At 57.9% G+C, this 18,451-nt stretch carries 13 protein-coding genes and 1 pseudogene; 8 read left to right on the top strand and 6 right to left on the bottom strand.

Annotated elements, in window-relative coordinates; all coding sequences use genetic code 11:
* Positions 1-48: 48 nt before the first annotated feature.
* The 4 genes from atzF to U6958_RS22090 form a co-directional block, all read right to left on the bottom strand.
* Entirely contained in the window at positions 49-1,845 is a 1,797-nt protein-coding gene (atzF, locus tag U6958_RS22105; protein ID WP_074923510.1) for an allophanate hydrolase, read from the bottom strand.
* Positions 1,846-2,743: 898 nt separating this feature from the next.
* A complete protein-coding gene (locus U6958_RS22100; protein ID WP_208607085.1) occupies positions 2,744-4,792 on the bottom strand; it encodes a DUF3732 domain-containing protein in 2,049 nt (682 codons plus the stop codon).
* Between the two features lie 53 nt (positions 4,793-4,845).
* Positions 4,846-5,307, bottom strand: coding sequence for a three component ABC system middle component (locus U6958_RS22095; protein WP_074923508.1), 462 nt, complete (start codon positions 5,305-5,307; stop codon positions 4,846-4,848).
* Positions 5,304-6,545: a hypothetical protein gene (locus tag U6958_RS22090; protein WP_074923507.1), complete on the bottom strand. Its 1,242-nt coding sequence runs from the start codon at positions 6,543-6,545 to the stop codon at positions 5,304-5,306. The genes U6958_RS22095 and U6958_RS22090 overlap by 4 nt, the downstream gene beginning before the upstream one ends.
* A 600-nt stretch (positions 6,546-7,145) precedes the next feature.
* Between U6958_RS22090 and U6958_RS22085 the strand changes: the two genes are divergently transcribed.
* The 4 genes from U6958_RS22085 (at position 7,146) to U6958_RS22070 (ending at position 10,991) form a co-directional block, all read left to right on the top strand.
* Positions 7,146-8,234, top strand: coding sequence for an AAA family ATPase (locus U6958_RS22085; RefSeq protein WP_074923506.1), 1,089 nt, complete (start codon positions 7,146-7,148; stop codon positions 8,232-8,234).
* 27 nt (positions 8,235-8,261) lie between these two features.
* Positions 8,262-9,409, top strand: a protein-coding gene (locus U6958_RS22080) for an IS3 family transposase (protein ID WP_089577556.1) whose coding sequence is annotated in 2 segments (ribosomal slippage) — positions 8,262-8,523 and positions 8,523-9,409 — 1,149 coding nt in all. Because the reading frame shifts where the segments join, the coding sequence is not laid out codon by codon here.
* A 4-nt stretch (positions 9,410-9,413) separates the two neighbouring features.
* Positions 9,414-9,767, top strand: a complete 354-nt coding sequence (locus tag U6958_RS22075) for a hypothetical protein (protein WP_350337284.1) — start codon at positions 9,414-9,416, stop codon at positions 9,765-9,767.
* Positions 9,768-9,807: 40 nt separating this feature from the next.
* Positions 9,808-10,991 (top strand): IS3 family transposase gene (locus U6958_RS22070; RefSeq protein WP_201266015.1). Its coding sequence is split into 2 segments (ribosomal slippage): positions 9,808-10,090 and positions 10,090-10,991, totalling 1,185 coding nucleotides; the frame shifts between segments, so codons are not numbered across the junction.
* A 46-nt stretch (positions 10,992-11,037) separates the two neighbouring features.
* On the opposite strand, the pseudogene U6958_RS22065 reads toward U6958_RS22070, so the two are convergent.
* Positions 11,038-11,431, bottom strand: a pseudogene (locus tag U6958_RS22065) (transposase); the annotation flags it as partial.
* A 1,725-nt stretch (positions 11,432-13,156) separates the two neighbouring features.
* Between U6958_RS22065 and U6958_RS22060 the strand changes: the two are divergent.
* The 3 genes from U6958_RS22060 to U6958_RS22050 all read left to right on the top strand — a co-directional run bounded on the left by U6958_RS22060 (position 13,157) and on the right by U6958_RS22050 (position 16,526).
* Entirely contained in the window at positions 13,157-14,134 is a 978-nt protein-coding gene (locus U6958_RS22060; protein ID WP_074923429.1) for a DUF932 domain-containing protein, read from the top strand.
* Positions 14,135-14,258: 124 nt separating this feature from the next.
* The gene (locus tag U6958_RS22055) at positions 14,259-15,284 is read left to right on the top strand and encodes a YqaJ viral recombinase family protein (RefSeq protein ID WP_074923428.1); all 1,026 of its coding nucleotides are present in this window, start codon (positions 14,259-14,261) and stop codon (positions 15,282-15,284) included.
* A 117-nt stretch (positions 15,285-15,401) separates the two neighbouring features.
* A complete protein-coding gene (locus tag U6958_RS22050; RefSeq protein ID WP_074923434.1) occupies positions 15,402-16,526 on the top strand; it encodes a phage capsid protein in 1,125 nt (374 codons plus the stop codon).
* A gap of 250 nt (positions 16,527-16,776) precedes the next feature.
* On the opposite strand, the gene U6958_RS22045 is transcribed toward U6958_RS22050, so the two are convergent.
* Positions 16,777-17,355, bottom strand: a complete 579-nt coding sequence (locus U6958_RS22045) for a helix-turn-helix transcriptional regulator (protein ID WP_279627044.1) — start codon at positions 17,353-17,355, stop codon at positions 16,777-16,779.
* Positions 17,356-17,610: 255 nt separating this feature from the next.
* On the opposite strand from U6958_RS22045, the gene U6958_RS22040 reads away from it, so the two are divergent.
* The gene (locus U6958_RS22040; protein ID WP_074923426.1) at positions 17,611-17,946 is read left to right on the top strand and encodes a hypothetical protein; all 336 of its coding nucleotides are present in this window, start codon (positions 17,611-17,613) and stop codon (positions 17,944-17,946) included.
* Positions 17,947-18,451: the final 505 nt, after the last annotated feature.

Below are 18,451 nucleotides of genomic sequence, written 5' to 3'. Positions count from 1 at the left end.
TGTCGCGCAGGCCGCTCGAAAAGTAGATGGTCAAAGGGGAGGGCGGGGTTACTTGCGAGCCATGTAGGCGCGCCAGCCTCCGAGCGACGTAATGTCTTCGGCCCCTTGCGTGGCCCACGCTTCGCAGACGAAGCCCTGCACCGTGCGACCGTCGATCAGTTCCAGCGTGCCGATGCCCAATGGCGAAGGGATCAATGCCACGAAGGAGCCGTAGCGCTCCACCGGTATCGCCCACAGTTCCACGGCGATGGGTGCGCCATCACCCGTGCGAACCAGGCCGGGCTTGGGAGGCACGGTGCCGGGCAGCGCGTAGAAGCGGTACGCGGCCGAGGTGTGGGTGCTTTCCAGTAGCGTGGCGCCGCGCTCGATGAGCTGGCCGTTGAGCGGCATGCCTGACAAATGGGCACCCACCACAGCGACGACGACCTGTCCGTCCAGATTGGTTGATGCAGGTGCGTCGATGGGCGGCAGGTCCTGCTGCGAGGCGCCACGTTTCCAGGGGGCGGCCGCCTGCCAGCGTCGGCCGAACTCGACCAACCGTGCCTCATGCCAGCCGGGCGCGATCAGAGTGATTCCGGCGGGCAGCCCGTCGGCACGCATGCCAGCGGGCAGCGCGATGGCGCTCCAGTCGAGCAGGTTGACGAAGTTCGTGTAGATGCCCATGCGCGAGTTCAGCGTGACTGGATCGGCCTGCAACTGCTCAATGGTGTAGATACTGGGTGCCGTGGGCACGAGCAGGCCGTCCAGCCCCTGCATCAGCGCCTCTGCCTTGCGTGCCAGCGCCATCCGGCGGTACTCGGCCTTGTAGGTGTCCACGGCGCTGAAGTTCTTCGCCTTGTCCACAATGCTGCGCACGACGGGGTGCACGACCTCGGGCCTGGTGTTCATGAGGTCCTCGATGGCCGCGTAGCGCTCACCGACCCATGGGCCTTCGTACAGCAGCGCGGCGACCTCGAAAAGCGGGGCGAAGTCGATGGGCCGCAGTTCCACGCCGATGGCTTCCAGCCGGCGCAGCGCATCGCTGTACACGCGCTCGGCATTCGCATCGCCGAACCAGTCGGGCGATGCCGGAATGCCCAGCACCGGCTTGGCAGGCCATGCAGCGGGACGAGCAGGGGCGCTGCGCGAGTACGCATCGGTGGCGTCGAAGCCGCCCATGGTGCGCAGCGCCGCATCGGCATCGCCGACGCTCAGTGCCATCACCGTGATGCAGTCCAGCGTGCGGCAGGCCGGCACGAGACCGGTGTTGCTCACCAGGCCACGTGTCGGTTTCAAGCCCACGAGGTTGTTGTGACCAGCAGGCACGCGGCCGGAGCCGGCCGTGTCGGTGCCCAATGCGAATGGCACCAGGCCGCGCGCCACTACCGAAGCAGAGCCCGAGCTGGAGCCCCCGCTGATGAATTCGGGCTTGAATGCGTTGGGCACGGGGCCATAAGGGGAGCGCGTGCCCACCAGGCCGGTAGCGAACTGGTCGAGGTTGGTTTTTCCGATGGCCACGGCGCCTGCCGCCTCCAACCGGTCGACGACCGTTGCATTGTGGGCTGGCAGGAATGCGAACTCGGGGCAGGCGCAGGTCGTTGCCAGCCCTGCCACGTCGATGTTGTCCTTGACGGCAAACGGTATGCCGTAAAGCGGGAGTTTGGACAAGTCTCCACCGACCGCTTCCCGTTGCTGTCCAAGTTGTACCAGCCGTGTGTGCAGGCCTTCCGTGGACAAACGGGAAATCCAGGCGGTATCACTGTCCTTCAGACTGGCTAGCAGAGGCACCAGAAGATCTGAGGGCGCGGCGCCACGTTGGTAGGCAGATTGCCAGTCGGAGATAGTCCAGAACGCTGTATTGGTCATGTTTGATCGGTAGGTAGAGCGATGTGGAGGCCACCAGCTTGATCACAAGCGGAGAGGATTTGCGACGCTTGTCCGCATGGGTGGCTTCCTGTTGCAGCCCAGTATTACGAAATCAAAAAACTTCATACATACGTCAAACAGCGTATGGGCCGGTGACGCTGCGCTGATACGGGATGCATGGCCGAAGGTGTCGCGCTGAGCCCAAACGCAAAAAAGCCCCCTCGGCTGCCATCACGGCGCCGAGGGGGCTTTGTCGTTCTGAAGGCTGATTCTTCCCAAGTTCTTCCCAGGGGACCTGAGAAAAGTCGCGCTTCAGAGGGGAAAGACTGGCCCCCGGAGGGACTCGAATTTTCTGGAAGTTACCCAATGATGTCTTCGCGTATCAACTGAATTCTTTCGAAAAGTACCAACATAAGTACCAACAAAAATAGAGCTGCTTTCCTGTCTATCTGCAAGCCGCGCACTTGTTATCTCAGGTGTCAGCGGTCATCGTTGGACGGCGCACTGCTGCCTCCCGACCTTGGAAGAGTATGTCTGCCCCTCGCTGCCGGTCAATGTTGCGACCATGGCTGAACACCGCATCCGTTGCTTGATGAGCCCTTGATGCCATTGAAGTGCGGCGTTCAGATGCCTGCTTTGCAGCGATTGCCGTCGTCGCCCTCGGTGCCTCCAACGTCTGCATCGAATGCGAAACCCGACACCCGGGTTCGATGGGTGACCTGCTCAGACCAGCCCTAGTGTTCACGTAGCCGAAATGAAAGCTCGCCAGTTGATTGGGCCGTTACGGCTGGGTGCTGGTTTTCATCTGGAACTGACCCAGTAAGCCAGCAGGACAAAGCCCGCCAGGTCCAACCAGGCGATGCGGGCGGGCCGATGGCGGCCTGAGCCTGCTGCAGGGTCACGTCGCGATGAAGCCACGGTCACGCCAGCGGTCGGCGACGAAGTCCTCGAAGTCGTAGCCCTCGCCGAGCTCCAGTCTGTCGGCATGGTCGCAGACGATGATTTGCGGCTTGTTGCGAACCTCCTGTGCCGTGTCATCACAGAACTTAGCCAGGACGGTGAACATCTTGGCGACGGTATTCAAGTCGTCATCGGCCGTCGAGATGCGTGTGTGCGTGTCCACAGGCGAGTTCGCGGCGCGTGTCACGGGCTCGTCCGCAGTCTCTTCGGACTGCGGGCTGCCGGGCGCGTAGGCGGATGTGTCGCCCTGGTTCGCGCGCAATTGGGCTGCATTGAATTCCTTGCCGTAATCGGCGGAGGGGAAGTAGACCTGCGTCGGTTGGTCGAGAAACAGCACGGGTGGCAGCTTGCAGTCAGCGTAGGCTGCAAACTGGTAGTGCAGGGACAGGAACAGCGTCAGGTGCGAATACAGCCAGTTCGCGCCACTGCCCATCGACCGCAGGAAGACTTTCTTCGCAGGCGCGCCGTTTACCCCCGGTGTCTCATGCCACAGGTCGAAGGAATCGATGTCGAACTTCAGGGATCCATTCTTATAGGAGTCCTCGAAGTCGAAATGTGTGCCGATGATCTCCAGGCGCCGGTTGATGTCGCGTTGCAAGGCCAGCAGCCGGGGCTCGACGTCGAGCAAAGCCTTCTTCGATTTCAGGTCCTCCACCCGGTCCTGGAGCAACTTCACCAACTCCGTGGCTTCCGTGGGCGGACTCTCGATGCGGCGCTCAATGGCGATTTCCAGCTTGATCTTGGCTTTTTGCGCTGCCGCATCGACAGACTTCGAGCGCTGCAGGCGGTCGGCCTCCTGGTCCAGTGGACGCAGTGCGTTTTCGACCTGCCGCAAGGTCTGGCGCGCCTTCTTGAGCTGCTCGTCGATGTCACGACGCTCCTGGCCAAAGCCCTCGCGGGCATAGGCCGAGACCTTCAGCTCACCGTTGAGCCAGTGGATGGCTGCTGAGAGTCTGTTGGCCTCATCTTCGGCGGCTTCCGAGGGTGACTCACAGACCGGACACACGGCATGGTCCAGATGGGTCGCCTTCGGGATGGGTAGATCCGTCATGGCACCAGCGAATCCCTCGACTTGCTGTGTCGAGACGTCGAGCAGGTAGCGCGTGTTCAGGGCCTTCTGGATCTCGGCCATGAGCTCGGCCTTGCGTGTGCGCAGTTCCTTGCGGGTCGCGTCGAAGGTATCGGACTGCCCATCGACCGTGATGGCGATGCCGGTCAAGTGTTCCAGGGCCTGCGCCGGCCGCATCCAGATTTCTTCGGCGGTCAACTCTGTCAGCGGCGTGCCCGCCAGGGCTTGGAACTCACGCAGGTAGCCCGCTATCTCTCCGATGCCGGCCGATTTGATCTGCTCCTGCTTAGGAATGACCGCCAGCGCACGCTTGAGCTCGGTTTCTGCTTCGGCGAGTTCCTTGGCCAGGTCGAAATAGTCCTCTCCCACAATCCCCATGAAGATCTTGAAGTGATCGATGGCCTGTTCGCGTTTTCGCTTTTCGTCGAAGCGGTAAAAGATCGCATGCCGGTTGGCCACCAGGTTTTGATGCTGGAGCATGAACGAGGCAAAACTGCGGATGGAAGGCGTCGGGCTTTTCTGACGCATGAGCTGCTTCTGCAGCGGGTCGGTGTCAATGTCGTCCATGGTGACACCGAAGTAGCGCCCCAGGCTCTTGGAGAATTCGATCCGGCTAAGCTGGTATTGCGCGGTGAAGAAGTTGTCCACGTCCTTGACGTAGGCCAGCACATGCCTGGCGTGCTCACCGCTGACCTCTCGCAGGAAACATTGGTTGGCGTTGTCCGCTCTGCGGCCAGCGACGACCGCCATGCCGGAAAAGCGCCATACGGTAAAGAATATCTTCGCCCGCTGGGTGATGATGCCTTGCGGAATCGTGTCTTCGGAACTGCCCATGCAGTAATCGAAGATGTCGAGAATGGCACTTTTGCCCTTTGAAGATTTGCCGGTAATCACATTCAAGCCTTGCTTGAATTTCACACTGTGCGACTCATTTTCTTGGTCGATCACTCCGATATATCGGACATAACATTTCATAGCGACTTCAATCCCAGCATTCTATAAATGGTCACGACACTTTCATTCCTGAATACCATGGCAAGCTGACGCGCATAACGCAGCATCTTGGGGGCCGCATTCTCAGACTGTCGGTTTTCACTGGCAAAAACCGACAGGTCGTCGTTGATTTGGAGGCTTTCATCCGAGCGCAGTATTAACAGCGCCTTGTTGGTGATGGGTTTATATTCCGAGATGCGAAGTGCCAAGCCGACCAATCGGGAGGAGTCGGATGTCATGGTCCGGATCGAACTGGTTCGATTGGCGGTATGCAAATAATCCTGCATCGCGGGAAAGGACACCAGGGGCAAAACTAAATAGCTCAGCAGGATGTCTTTTTCTATCGGCTCCCAGTTCAGGTAGAAGCTCTGGATCACTGGCGCGAGCGCAAAGGCGTTGCGATGCAAGGTATAGAGATGATCGGCGGCGGTATTCATCATTCCCAGAGTTTCCAGTGAAATTCTTCGTTCTTGTTTTTGGGATTCTCGTCTGCCAGCATGTGATAAATGCCATTGCGAAATTCAGGCATGGTGTTGGCCATGGCGCAAAAAGGTTCTGTCGGAGCTTTCAGACGTGCCAGGTAGAACCTGAGTGACGCCTTCTTGAGGGCTGTGTCGTCCTGCAGGTCGTCGCAATCCAGAATGGCCGCTTCTCGCTCCACAAAATGGTTGCTGCGGTGGTTGTGGAGATAAAGGTCAAGAGAGGGCTTGATGGGAATCTGATCCTTGAGGAGCCCGGAAATGTAGTCCTGCGCAAACAGGCGGTGCAGGGCCGCGTGCTTGAGATATTTTTCGCCCTCGATCTCGAGGATCTTCCTGGCGAAGAGCAGGGGCCTGATTTCGTCGAGATCGACTTTTTCTTCCAGCGGCCGAAGATCTCTCAAAGGGAACTCTGCCGAATGCTTCCCGTACGAGGAGTGCAGAGCTGTCAGCTTGGCGGTGAACGCCTCGTTGGTGATCTTCCAGCCTTGCAGGACGAGTTCGGTGCTGAACATGAAGCCGAGCAAGTCATCCAGGTACTGTTGCTGCAGCGACGGTCGTATGACTTTGAGGTAGCGGGTCTTGTAGCTGTCGATGCGCTCTGGCAGGGCGTCTTCGCTCGGGATGATGACCATGCGTTCCAACACCTCCATCAGCGCCGCGCGGCTATCGGGCGCTAGCACCTCCTGCTGTAGTGCCCGCGCCTTGGACAGCTTACGGGCCGTAGTTTCAGCAGTTTGGACGGCCGCGTCCTGCGGCTCGGGTGTCTCCTCGGTTTGCGTCTGCGGTGCGCCAGCCCCGTCGCTGCCGATCTCCTGCATGCGCTCAAGCCGCTGCACAGCGGTCAGGATGTTCCAGCCCTTGAGGCGGCTCTGGGCGCCGAACTCCTGAGTAGTCAGAAGCACCAGGGACTTGTAGCTGCTGCGGTCAAACCGCTCATGCAGCCAGTTCCGGATCGTGTTCCAGAAGTTCTGGTGACTGTCGGTCAGCTTGTCGCTGTAGTGCTTGACCTCAATCTGCGTCTTGCCCGGCACGGTGACATCGCCCATGGCTTCAATCCATAGGCACTCTCCGGGCATGAGGTAGTGGCACTGTTCTACGGCCACAAGCAACTGGTACTGCAGCGCTACGAAAAGTACAGTTGCATCGACGGGCAGAGCTTGCGTATCGGTCTGCAGTTGTTTGGACGGAGGTGGCATGGGCGGTGTCGGCTGCAACTCGAAGTCTCCTGTTTCCTCTGTCTCTGGCGGCTGGGTCGATGGGGCATGCCCGCAGTCACCATCCGGCGCGGCCTGCTTAGGTCAGGAATCGGACAGTGCTGGCATTGACTTTTGACATGTAAATAGACTGTAACGGAATGCTTGGACTGCTGCCTATGCTGGCTGCATCAGGTTTTCAGATATGAGTGGCGAGCCCGGTTGCTCTCAAGTGTCTGCTTTTCCTGGCAGCCGTCATTCATAGGAAGGCGGCTGACCAGCGGCTCACAGCCCGAAGTCGACTTTGCAGATATTACGATCCTTCGTCCACCCAGGACGAACTCACGCTTTTTGCGGGCTTACCCGTCATAGATTGGCTAGGTTCCGGGCTTCCAGCGTTGCGGCCTTATCACTGGGCACCCGACTGCTGCACCGCCGCGTCGGCGCATACACGCAACATCGAGTGGTATCGCTTCTTCGCTTCGCAACGTTTGCTGCACAATCATTCCAAAGAGTAGGGCGCAGTCGCGGTCGCACGCCCGACGTAAAGCGCAGAACCATCGTTCGTGTAGTGGCGCTTGGCGGCCAGAACAGGGAGGTGCCTTGGTCGAAGACAACGCTGGCGTCAAGCCGCTACATCTACATTCCATCGAGTCGTTGCTTTCCGAGTTGATCGGCGGCGGTGCAGTGAGTGTTGGCTCCGCTGGTGAGCCCTTCTCGCTTGCGGATTTGCCTAGTCGAGCGGTCTTGGCGTGGTACGCGAAGAATCGCGGCAAGTGGACGGGGAACGTCACTCTTTCCGACATCGAAGCCATCGTTACCAGTATCGGCCCAACGCTGATTCAGCCATCGGTGCCTGCGTCGGCGCTGGCTGCTTCAAACGCTGTATATGTGCTGACGCGAATCCAAGCACACCGCTTCGCCGGTATCCACGCGTTCGGGACGACCGCCCAAGCGCCAGAGGACTTCATCATGGAGGTTATGCCGGGCGTCACGATGCTTGAGGGGTTCAACGGCGCGGGCAAAACCTCGCTGCTCAACGCGGTGGTTTGGTGCATTACCGGCATGCTCCTGCGGCCGCAGCGCGAACCGGAGAAGGCGGACCAGGATTTTGAATTCGACCTGGTTCATGATGGGGCGGCAGAGCCTGCGAGCTATAAGCTGTCGCCCGTAACGCCTCTTCCGCCCGCTTCAATGGGAAGGCTTACGAGCAAGCATGTCCCAGTGGATACCTGGGTTGAGCTCGAGTTTCGCGATACGAACACGGGGCAACTGCACACGGTGCGACGCACCCAGACCCGGTCAAACCGCGGCACTTTGGAAGAGAAGCCACCAGACTTCTCGGGAATGGGCCTCGACAGCCAGGTGCTTCGCATCGGTACTGTTATTCCCGCGCTTCTACCGTTCTCGCAGCTTGGCTCGAAGTCAGAGCTTGGAAAGGCTGTGGCGCAGCTCACCGGGCTCGCGCCACTGACTGACTTGGCGAAGCACGTCAGGAAGGTCCGCGAGCGCCTGACTGGCGAAGAGACGAAGGCTCGCAACGCCGAGGTGAAGCAATGTGACGAGCGCTTCGTTCGCGGCCTAGAAGACTTGGCTGGAGTGGCTGCGCAGCATCCCGAGTTGAAGATCGACACGATCGTGCCGCACCCGCAGGACGGTGGGCTGCTGCCGGTTTCGATGACACCTTGTTAAGGTGGCAGATGAAACCGGAGGTGGTTAATGGAGAGAAGAAGGACATTCAGTCGCGAGTTCAAACTCGAGGCGGTCAAACTGGTCGTTGAGCGTGGCGTGTCTGTGGCCCAGGCAGCCAAAGACTTGGACGTTCACGAGAACGTGCTGCGCAAGTGGGTGCGTGAGCTGAGGCAGGAGCCTCAGGAGGCGTTCCCTGGCAACGGCAAACAAAAGGCGCAGGATGCTGAGATAGCACGGCTGCACAAGGAAGTGGCCAAGCTCAAGATGGAGCGCGACATATTGAAAAAAGCCGCGGCCTACTTCGCGAAGGAGTCGATGTGAAGTTCGGCTTCGTGGCGAAACACCGAGGGGCCTGGCCGGTCAATCTGATGTGCGAGGCGCTCGGTGTCTCGCGAGGCGGCTTCTACGCCTGGCTCACACGACCCAGGAGCCGGCGTAGCCTCAGCGACGAGGTGCTGGGTGCGCAAGTGCATCAGAGCTTTGTACGCAGCGACCGCACCTACGGCGCACGCCGTGTGTGGCACGACGTGCTGGAGCAAGGCCAGACCTGTGGGCTGCATCGTATTGAGCGGCTCATGCGGGAGCAGGCGCTGCGTGCGAGACCGCGAAGGCGTGGACTACCCAAGGACCGTGGCGCGCGTGGTGCTGTGGCTGACAACGTGCTGGACCGTCAGTTCCAGGCAGATGGTCCGAACCAGAAATGGGTGGCCGACTTCACCTATATCTGGACGGCAGAAGGCTGGCTTTACGTAGCTGCGGTACTGGACCTGTACTCCCGTCGAATCGTGGGCTGGTCGATGCAGGAGAGCATGACCTCGCAGCTCGTGGTGGACGCGCTGATGATGGCTGTGTGGCGCCGGGGCAGGCCAGTGGCACTGCTGCACCACTCGGACCAGGGTAGCCAATACACAAGCGAGCACTTCCAGAGGCTGCTGGACGAACAGGGCATCACTTGCAGCATGAGTCGGGCTGGCGAGGTCTGGGACAACTCGGCCATGGAGAGCTTCTTCAGTTCTCTGAAGACCGAGCGCACGGCCCGTAAGGTGTACAGGACACGAGGCCAGGCCCGCTCAGATGTGTTCGATTACATCGAGTGCTTCTACAACCCGACGCGTCGGCATTCGACGCTCGGATATCTCAGTCCCGTACAGTTCGAGCAAGCTCAAGAAGCTTAGGTCGGTGTCAACGAGACCGGCAGCAGCCCACGGCGATGCGACCGAGAAGACGCTCAAGTTGCTGACTGAGGCGCTAACCAGCCAGAAGTCGTCTGCGCTAGAAGCAGCGCGTAAGGTGCTAGGGGCGAGCTTCAATCCCGAGGAGCAGGGGCAGGCCCTAGAGCGCGACGTCGTCGATGCGCGGACGGCGATCGAAGGACTCAAGAGCACTGAGTCGGCCCGTCGGCTTTTCGCGCTGAGGAAGTTGACAGACGAGGAGAAGGAGGCTGCACGCACGCTTATCGCCGATGCGTTCACTGAGGCGAAGGTGCTGCTGGATCTGTCGAAGTCGCCGGAGAAGGCTGTCATGGTCCAATGAAATAGGACACCTCGATAGGGGCCCATAGACCCCAGAGGAAATGACGAACATGAAAGACAAAAGAGCGCGCAGGGCGTTTGACGCAGCCTTCAAGCTACAAGTGGTCAAGATGGTCCGAGAACAGAATCTGAGCGTGGCTCAGGTCAGCAAGGATCTGGATCTGGTTGACAGCGCGGTGCGCCGCTGGCTGGCGCAGTACGACGAAGAGGCGGCCGGACGTCCGGGTATTGGCAAGCCGTTGACGGCCGAGCAGCAACGCATTCGGCAATTGGAGTCGCAGGTCAGGCAACTGCAATCGGACAATGAACTCCTAAAAAAAGCGTCGGCCTTCTTCGCCCGGGAAATGAAATGATTCAGGACCTGATGAGTGCGCAAGCACAGGCGCAGAAGGCCCCAGTAAGCCAGTGGTGCAGGGTGTTGGGCATGAGCCGCTCGGGCTGGTACGCGGCGCGCAAGCGCGCCACCACAAAGGCTGCAGTGAGCCCACTGAGCCTTCAGGCCAAAGCAGTCTTCCATGCCAGTGGGAGCAGCTACGGCAGTCGCCGCCTGAGTGCACAGCTGAAATTGCAAGGCTGGGCTGTTGGGCGCTACAAAGCACGCACTTTGATGGCCGCGCACGGACTGCGAGCACGCTGGCGGCGCAAGTTCACGCACACCACCGACAGCCGCCATGGCTTGCCTGTTGCAGACAATGTGCTGCAGCGCCAGTTCAAACCTGAAAAGCCCAACCAGACATGGGCCAGCGACATCACCTACGTTCGCACACGCAGTGGCTGGCTCTATCTGGCGGTGGTGCTGGACCTGTTCTCCAGAAAAGTAGTGGGCTGGGCCATGGCCCCGAGCATGCCAGCACAGCTGGTGTGCGAGGCGCTGCGCATGGCCATCACAAGCCGCCGCCCCAAGCCAGGATTGCTGGTTCATTCGGACCGAGGCAGTCAGTACGCCAGCGAACTGCACATGGGGTTGCTGGAGAGCCATGGCCTGGTGTGCAGCATGAGTCGCAAGGGCAACTGCTGGGACAACGCAGTGATGGAGAGATTCTTCCTGAACTTGAAGATGGAGCGTGTCTGGCAGCGCGACTATGCAAACCATGCTGAGGCCCAGGCGGACATCGCGGACTACATCGTGGGCTTCTACAACCCTATCAGGTTGCACTCCACGCTGGGATACCAGTCACCCAATGACTACGAGATGCAGCAGGCGTTGGCAGCTCACTCAGCTTGAACGAACATCCCCTATCGGAATGTCCGAAAAGACTTGACCACGACATGCTGCCACGCTTGCGCTTGTAGCCGTCATAGCCGGCACCTGGGCCGCTCTCGCAACTCGATTGCAACGTGCGCCCATCAATCACCACAGCGCTGGGCTGGCCCTGGCGCGCTTGGGCCACGCGAATGATGGAGCGCAGGTCAGGCACCATCGCCTCGAAGCAGCCCGCGTCCAGCCAGCGCCGGCTACTGCTGGTAGACCGCCTCCCAAGGCGGCAGATCGTTGGGCAGCATTCGCCAGGGCGCTTCCTCGCGCACCAGCCAGCGCGGGGCGTTGAAGACTTCGCGCAAATCGTGCTCGCGCTGAGGTGCGTGCTGGTCCATCAGGATGAGGTACGGCGCAGCGAAGCTCCATTCTTCATCGCTGACGTCCGTCGGGTATGGTTTGCGGGGTATTCGCAAACTCTAACCCTTGGCTTCGGACCCCTGAGCAAAGTTCAAAACACACTCTAGGCGCGTCTGCTGTCAATGGTTAGTTCAAGCGAACCTAGGAGCGACCTGCTGGTCAAGGATGCCCCGCGCCCGCACGGAAAAAACGACGGGCGCCGTGCTTCAAAGTGCGACACCCGTCTTGGCTATCCGCTCGCTCAGCGCTTTCGGTTCGACTGTGAGACAACTGAACCCGCCAGTGTTTTGGTCGTCGAGGACGAACGCGGGTTGTCGAGTGCCGCAGAAGCTTTGCTCTCAGTTTTTGCTCCCGTCTGCGCCGACGAGCCAGCTTGGCGCAAGGCCGACGCTGCTACCGTTCGCTGGATAGCGCTGGATAGCGCTGGATAGCGCTGGAAGACGGGCTCTGCAGGGTTTTGCCTGCCAAGGAGGCCACGCTCGAAGAAGTTTGCTTGGTATTTGAAGCCATTTTTAACTCCCGAAGTTACGAAGCATGCTGCTGGATAAATCAACAGTGTCGCAAACTATATGTAGCGTTTCACTCTTGGTCAAGGCACTACCTATAGCGTTTAGGTAACAATTTGTGTTTTCCGCGTAAACAGTGCCGTGCATCAAGCTCAGTGGCCTGCCAATCTTGCGAGCGCCGGCCACACAGCGGCAGCAAGCTCGTCTTCGCTGCGGGCCCCATTGATGGTGATGGCATTGTTATCAAACGCAAAGTGCGGCACCGACTGCACCCCTGCTGGGCGCAGGAGCATGCGTCGTATTGCAGGCAGACTGGAGCAGGCCCAAGCGATGTTCCCAGAGTCAGCGAGGCAGCACATTGGCATTCATGCCGTGTTGACGCGTCGTGGCAGTAATGGATGCGCCGGGCTGCTGGCAGGTGGTAATCAGCTCATCCTTGAATTGCGCGCTATAGATCCTTCGTGTGCGAGGGACTGAGTAGCGTGAAGTGGGGGGCTTGCGACATGGTGTGCACGATGGTTTACGTGGACAAGATGGTGCTTGCAATGCCTCGATTGGAGTAGATGGGATTCTCGGCCGCATACGGTGCGCGCACCAGCGTCTGTGGTGCTGATCCCTTATTGCTGCCTCTACTGGATCCGTATACCTAGTCATATGCAAAGTCTTGTTCCTATACCCAAAGTAGGAGATGTGACAGGGCCGGGGAATCAGGGGGCTATATCGGAATTAGGTGTGGTATGATAATACTTATTAATTTATTCTCTGGCAAATATAGATGTTGTAATTCCAATTATTTTCAGTCATATATTCTTTTAATGATGCGAGGAACGATTGCTGTGAAGTGATCTGAATTGCATTAATCTGAATTTTCCTACCATGCGCCTCTGATTTTAATGTCAGAAGCGCTTTTTTATTTCAGGAGCTTATATGTCTATCCCATGTCCGTGTTGCCATTCCTTAAACGTACATGCCAAGGGCATCGGCAAGCAAGTTGGCCAACGCGTTGGCTCTGCTGCCGGAACTGCCACTGGCATCGCTGGCGCCATGCAGGGTGCCAGCACTGGTGCTGCAGTGGGTTTCGCTGCTGGCCCTGTCGGTGGCGTCATAGGTTCACTGCTCGGTGCCATCCTTGGAGGCATCGTCGGTGGCACCGTTGGTCATGAAGTCGGCGGCCGCATAGGTGACCAGATTGATCAAACCTATCTGGCAAATCAAGAATGCCTCGATTGTGGGCATTCGTTCAAAGCGTGAATCTAGGAGATATTCATCATGTCCCATCTTGTGGAGACTATGGCCTATTCTGGTCAAGCCCCGTGGCATCAACTGGGTCACGCATTACCAAAAAAGCAATCCATTGAAGTCTGGGCCCAGGCTGCAGGTATGCAATGGAGGATTCATGAAACGTCCGTGCGCTATATGGCTACCAGCGATGGGGATGCCCTCTATGGCGAAGCTTTGGAATTCCCTGAGCAAAAGGTTCTCTACCGCAGCGACACGCATGCGGCGTTGTCTGTGGTCAGCCAGCGCTACAAAGTCGTGCAGCCTCAGGAGGTACTGGAGTTTTACCGGGACCTTTCGGATGTTGCGGGCTTTGAGCTGGAAACCGCAGGAGTTCTCAAGGCGGGTCGGCGCTTTTGGGCTCTGGCGCGTACCGGCAAGTCAGCGTGCTTGAAAGGCAATGATGTGGTCCACAGCTATCTGCTGCTGGCCACTTCCTGCGATGGAACTCTTGCCACCATGGCAATCCCCACCTCTGTGCGCGTGGTGTGCAACAACACATTGGCCATGGCCTTGCAGGGTGCGAATGCTTGCTCCATCAAGGTCCCACACTCCACCAGCTTCGACGCCCAGGCGGTCAAGCGACAACTGGGCATTGCGGTCGGCCAATGGGACAGCTTTATGTACCGCATGAAGACCCTGGCCGAGCGCAAGGTCAAGACGCATGAGGCGATGAACTACTTCCTCAGGGTGATCTGCCAAACCGATCAGTTGGGGGAGGGGGGATCAGGTCTGGCCAACGAGCGTGCTCTCAAGAAGGTGCAAACCTTGTTTGAAGGTCATGGCCGTGGCGCAGAACTGCAGGCGGCGAAGGGTACTGCCTGGGGATTGCTCAGTGCCGTGACGGAGTTCGTAGACCATGAAAAACAGGCCCGCAGCCAAGACAACCGTCTGGACAGTGCTTGGTTTGGCCAAGGCGCTGCTCTAAAGCAGCGTGCACTGGAGCAGGCGTTGCAACTGGCAGCGTGACATCGGTTCATCGGCGGGCAACGTCCGTCCATTCTCAACACTTTCCCCATCCTCCTGCCCAAAGCCCCTCGCCGTTGCCGCGAGGGGCTTTTTGCGCGTGGGAGGTGGTTTTTCAGGAGGCAACATGCCCGTGCTTGTTTCAACATCCGCTGCGCGATCGATCTCCCGGAGACCTTCTCGTCAGCCTGCTTTGCGCCTGGTTTCCACCAAGGACATGGCCCGAGAGGCCTGGCTGGATGTCCGTCGCCAAGGCATCGGCAGTTCTGATGCTGCAGCCGCTGTAGGTCTCAATCCTTACCAATCCCAGCTGGAGCTGTGGATGCACAAAGTGGGCAAGGGCAACCTCTTACCTGCTGTGGATCCCAACGATGAAACCAGCCCCATGTACTGGGGCACCCTGCTGGAGCCCATTGTGGCCGCGCACTACACCAAGCGGACCGGCAACCGAGTAAGGCGTATCAATGCCGTTCTGGGTCATCCCCAGATTCCCTGGATGCTGGCCAACATCGACCGGGAAGTGATCGGCGCATCCGATGTGCAGATTCTGGAATGCAAGACGGCAGGCATCCACGGCGCAAGCCTCTGGAAGGAGGGCGTGCCCGAATACATCCAATTGCAGGTCATGCACCAGCTGGCCGTCACTGGCAAGCAAGCGGCGGATGTCGCAGTCCTGATTTGCGGGCAGGAACTGCAGGTCCACCGCATCGAGCGGGATGAGACCATGATTGCCCAGTTGATTGCCTTGGAGGAGCAGTTCTGGGAATGGGTCAGAGCCGAGCGAGAGCCACCTGCTGATGCATCGGAAAGTACCGCAACAGCACTCCGCTGCCTGTATCGGCAAGACAGCGGCGAAGACATCGATCTGTCCGAGGATGAGACAGCTTCTGGTGCCTTTGCTCAGCTCCAGCAGCTTCGTCTCCACATCAACGGCTGTGAAGCCACGGAGGCCTTGCTCAAGCACCGGATCCAGCAGTGCATGGGTTCTGCGAGCTTCGCTCGGTTTGCAACAGGAGCTGTGAGTTGGAAGCGCAGCAAAGACCGCCAAGTCTTCAATACAGCCTTGTTTCAGCGCAAGCAGCCAGAGCTGGTCAAGGCATACCTGGAAACAAAGCCGGGTTCACGGCGATTCGTGGTGCACGAGGGAGGCTGATGATGCCGCGGTCGACCTGAAGCCAAGGAAGAACAGCGACCAATTGACTCGCAACACATCGGCCCCGTTTGCCCCACAAGGCAGACGGGGCTTTTTCATTGATGAATGGAGTATCAGATGATTAAAGGACTCATGATGACCCCTCCTGTGGTAGGGCGCATATCGATAGGCAAGCTCGTCGAGCGCAACGGGATACGCCTGCCTGAAAAAGACGACGAGTTCACCATCACCACTCAGGTGCAAAATCGCCAGGGCTGGCTGCTGCATCCGCTGGATGGCATCTTGCGCAGTCCAGCCGTGGAGCGAGTGCAGATGACCAGCGGTGTAGAAGTGACTGAGCTCAATGAGATCCCCGCAGAATTCGCCGATCACTTCAGGATGCATGAGCAAGTGCAACGGCAGCAAGAGCGTGGGGCAAAGGAAATACGCCCGTCTGGGAGCCTCGCCAAGATGAGTCTGCGAGACAAGCTCTCGCAGCGGGCCCAAAGTAAGGACAAGGGTCCCCCCGCAGATCAAGAACAGCGCTCTGGTCACGAGGCTACTGGGGCGATAGCCCCGGTAGCCGCGCGCGCCAAGCTCCGTTGTATCCCCGTACGGTTGCTGTTCAATGATCCCGCGCTGAACCTGCGAGCCAACTACACATTGTTTGATCGAGCGACCTCTCGGCCCCTGTGTGTAGGGGATGGTCAGACTTGCAAACGCGTGACCGATGCGGGCATCAAGCAATTGCCCTGTACCGGGCCTGATCTCTGCCCATTGGCACTGGAGAAAGGGTGCAAGCCGTTTGGCCGGTTCCATGTGCGGATCGACCACCCCAGCAACCTTGTCGATGCACTCAGTACCTTTGTGCTGCGCACCACAGGCATCAACACCTTGCGCACACTTCTTGCGCGCATGCAGTACCTGCAGGCTGTCTCGGGTGGCTTGCTGGCTTATCTTCCCTTGGAGATGCGGCTGCGAGGCAAGTCCACCTCCCAGTCTCGTCGCACACCTATCTACTACGTGGACTTGGGTGTGCGTGAGCCGTACTCGCTGGCGTCGGCGATTCAAGAAGCAGTACATGCTGCAGAGCAGGCGAGGTCCAGCGGCTATGACCAGGAAGGGCTGGAGCAGGTGGCAAGGGCGGGATATGCCCTGGGGCTCTTTGAGGAACTGGAAGCTGAAGCGGTGGAGATCGTGAGGGAGTTCTACCCTCCAAGTGACTCTCAGGCTGAAGGCGTGCTCAACAGCATCTCGGAGTGAATGTTTCGTCGCTGTTCTGTGGCCCGGGAGCAAGCCAGGTCGGGATCCGCAGGCGCATCGTCTTGTGCCCAGGCCGCGAACCTGTGATGCGTCAGCCGGCCATCACTGACGTGGATAGGGATGCCAGGCAGCAGCTGTCGCGTCGGAGCATACCAGCTGCTTGTCCCGAGAACCGAAAAAAAGGATGAACCTGGCGCTTGCCAGGTTCATCCTTTTCTTTCTTTCTTTTTTTGGTTAGCCGGCTCTGTTTTTACTGCAAAGGCTCTGGTGGTTTTATCAGAGTCCAAGTCTTCACGTCCAGCGCATGGGCGATGCGCTCGATGTTTGACAGGGACACATTCCACCGCGACCGCTCCACAGCGGACACATAGGTGCGGTCCAGATCGCATTCCAACGCCAAGCGCTCTTGCGACCAGCCTTTCTCGACGCGCTTGAGGCGCACCCAGTAGGCAAGCACGTCGCGAACGTTGTCCGGGTCAGGCAGACGGGTAGGGGGTGAGGGTTTGGCAGACACCTCCCAAGCATCCGTTTCTGATACATTTGCATCTACGGAGTTTGCTTCACGTATCAGTACTAGAAAGGATGCCTTGCCAAGCATCTGCGCGGGAGTTCTGCGTACCGAACACAAGGAAAAGGAGGCATGCATGCACCTGGAGAAGTTGGTGCCAAGGGCGGTGAAGCCGATATAGCCATGGCAGTCAGTGTCTCCCTGAACTTGAACATCTTTCTGCCCCTGCTTGTGCAGGCCTTTCTCAAGCTCTGGAAGTTCTGGTTCCAGATGATCTTCGGAGGCTTCAACGGTACTCCATTCTCGTAAGAAGGCCGTCATGCAATGAAGTATGCAAAAAGGATGCTCTTCATCTTGATAAACAAATTCTGATCTGAGCCATGGCGTAAAAACGGAATATTTGAATTGGATAGGTGCCGAGAGAATTAATGGATGTGATTGTGAGGTATCTATATTTTTTGATTTGATGAGTTTGCTTATATATTGGAGTGGAAATATGGGTGATGGCTAGCTTGGTTAGATTTTAATTGGCGAAACTTTTAACAAATACATCAGGTTGGAAAGGAATTGATTTAAATGAAGAATAAGATTCAGTTTGCAGGATGTGCTGTTGCGTTGTTGTTCTTGCAAGGGTGCTCAGCTCAATCCAATGTGGAGGTTTCCGTAAGATCGGGACCAATGAGTCATATGGTTACCTTTGAAGTTAGGGCTATAGCAGATGAGGTTGTTGTAAAAAACGTCACGATTAACCGTGGAAACTGTGCTCTGGGGGTGATAACAGCAGACGAACTAAAGAAAACGATCAAGCTGAAATTTGGCCAAAGCATGCGCGGCTCTGGGATATGTACGCTGCCCAATGTGAAGGAGGTTAAAGTGGGTACAGATGCAGGGGCTTTCGTTTTTTCATTTTAATTGAAAAAGAAGCATTGAAGTTTTCTATCCACCAAGCCTGCGGTGATACTTGCTGACTTTGTATTTCGCAGCGCTAGGTGGATGCTCAACCACCATTGAAGGCGACTAGTAGTCGTCAAAAGACTGTGAGTCCTGTGTCAACTGATTCGCTGATTAAATGGTGCTGGCCATATGCATGGCTTCTCAAAAATCACAGCTTGGTAATGCGAATTTCATGACCCACTGCGATTAACCGTGAAAACGCCAGGACTACGCCCAGGTAGTTCCAGAAAAATAGGTGTTATGCCAGCTTGCACCGATGGTCGGAAACCGCCCAATTTACGATAGGATGCGATGGTCAGCAAAGACTAGTGCTATCAGGAGAGGATAATTCCATGCTACTTGGGAGGCTGTCACCGGACACTACACTGGTCAGGACTAGTGCAATGGTTGCTTAACAACCTCCTGGCAAGTATAAGAAGAAATAATCAAAAATATCCGAATTCGCCAAGCGGAAGATCAGATA

Source organism: Delftia lacustris (assembly GCF_040267515.1).
Taxonomy (GTDB): Bacteria; Pseudomonadota; Gammaproteobacteria; order Burkholderiales; family Burkholderiaceae_C; genus Comamonas; species Comamonas tsuruhatensis.
This window is presented reverse-complemented; position numbering and strand designations above follow the sequence as displayed.

Coding starts and splice junctions, on each gene's coding strand:
- atzF (WP_074923510.1), bottom strand. CDS start 1,845: ATGACCAATACAGCGTTCTGGACTATCTCCGACTGGCAATCTGCCTAC.
- U6958_RS22095 (WP_074923508.1), bottom strand. CDS start 5,307: ATGATGAATACCGCCGCCGATCATCTCTATACCTTGCATCGCAACGCC.
- U6958_RS22090 (WP_074923507.1), bottom strand. CDS start 6,545: ATGCCACCTCCGTCCAAACAACTGCAGACCGATACGCAAGCTCTGCCC.
- U6958_RS22060 (WP_074923429.1), top strand. CDS start 13,157: ATGTCCCATCTTGTGGAGACTATGGCCTATTCTGGTCAAGCCCCGTGG.
- U6958_RS22055 (WP_074923428.1), top strand. CDS start 14,259: ATGCCCGTGCTTGTTTCAACATCCGCTGCGCGATCGATCTCCCGGAGA.
- U6958_RS22050 (WP_074923434.1), top strand. CDS start 15,402: ATGATTAAAGGACTCATGATGACCCCTCCTGTGGTAGGGCGCATATCG.
- U6958_RS22045 (WP_279627044.1), bottom strand. CDS start 17,355: ATGACGGCCTTCTTACGAGAATGGAGTACCGTTGAAGCCTCCGAAGAT.
- U6958_RS22040 (WP_074923426.1), top strand. CDS start 17,611: ATGAAGAATAAGATTCAGTTTGCAGGATGTGCTGTTGCGTTGTTGTTC.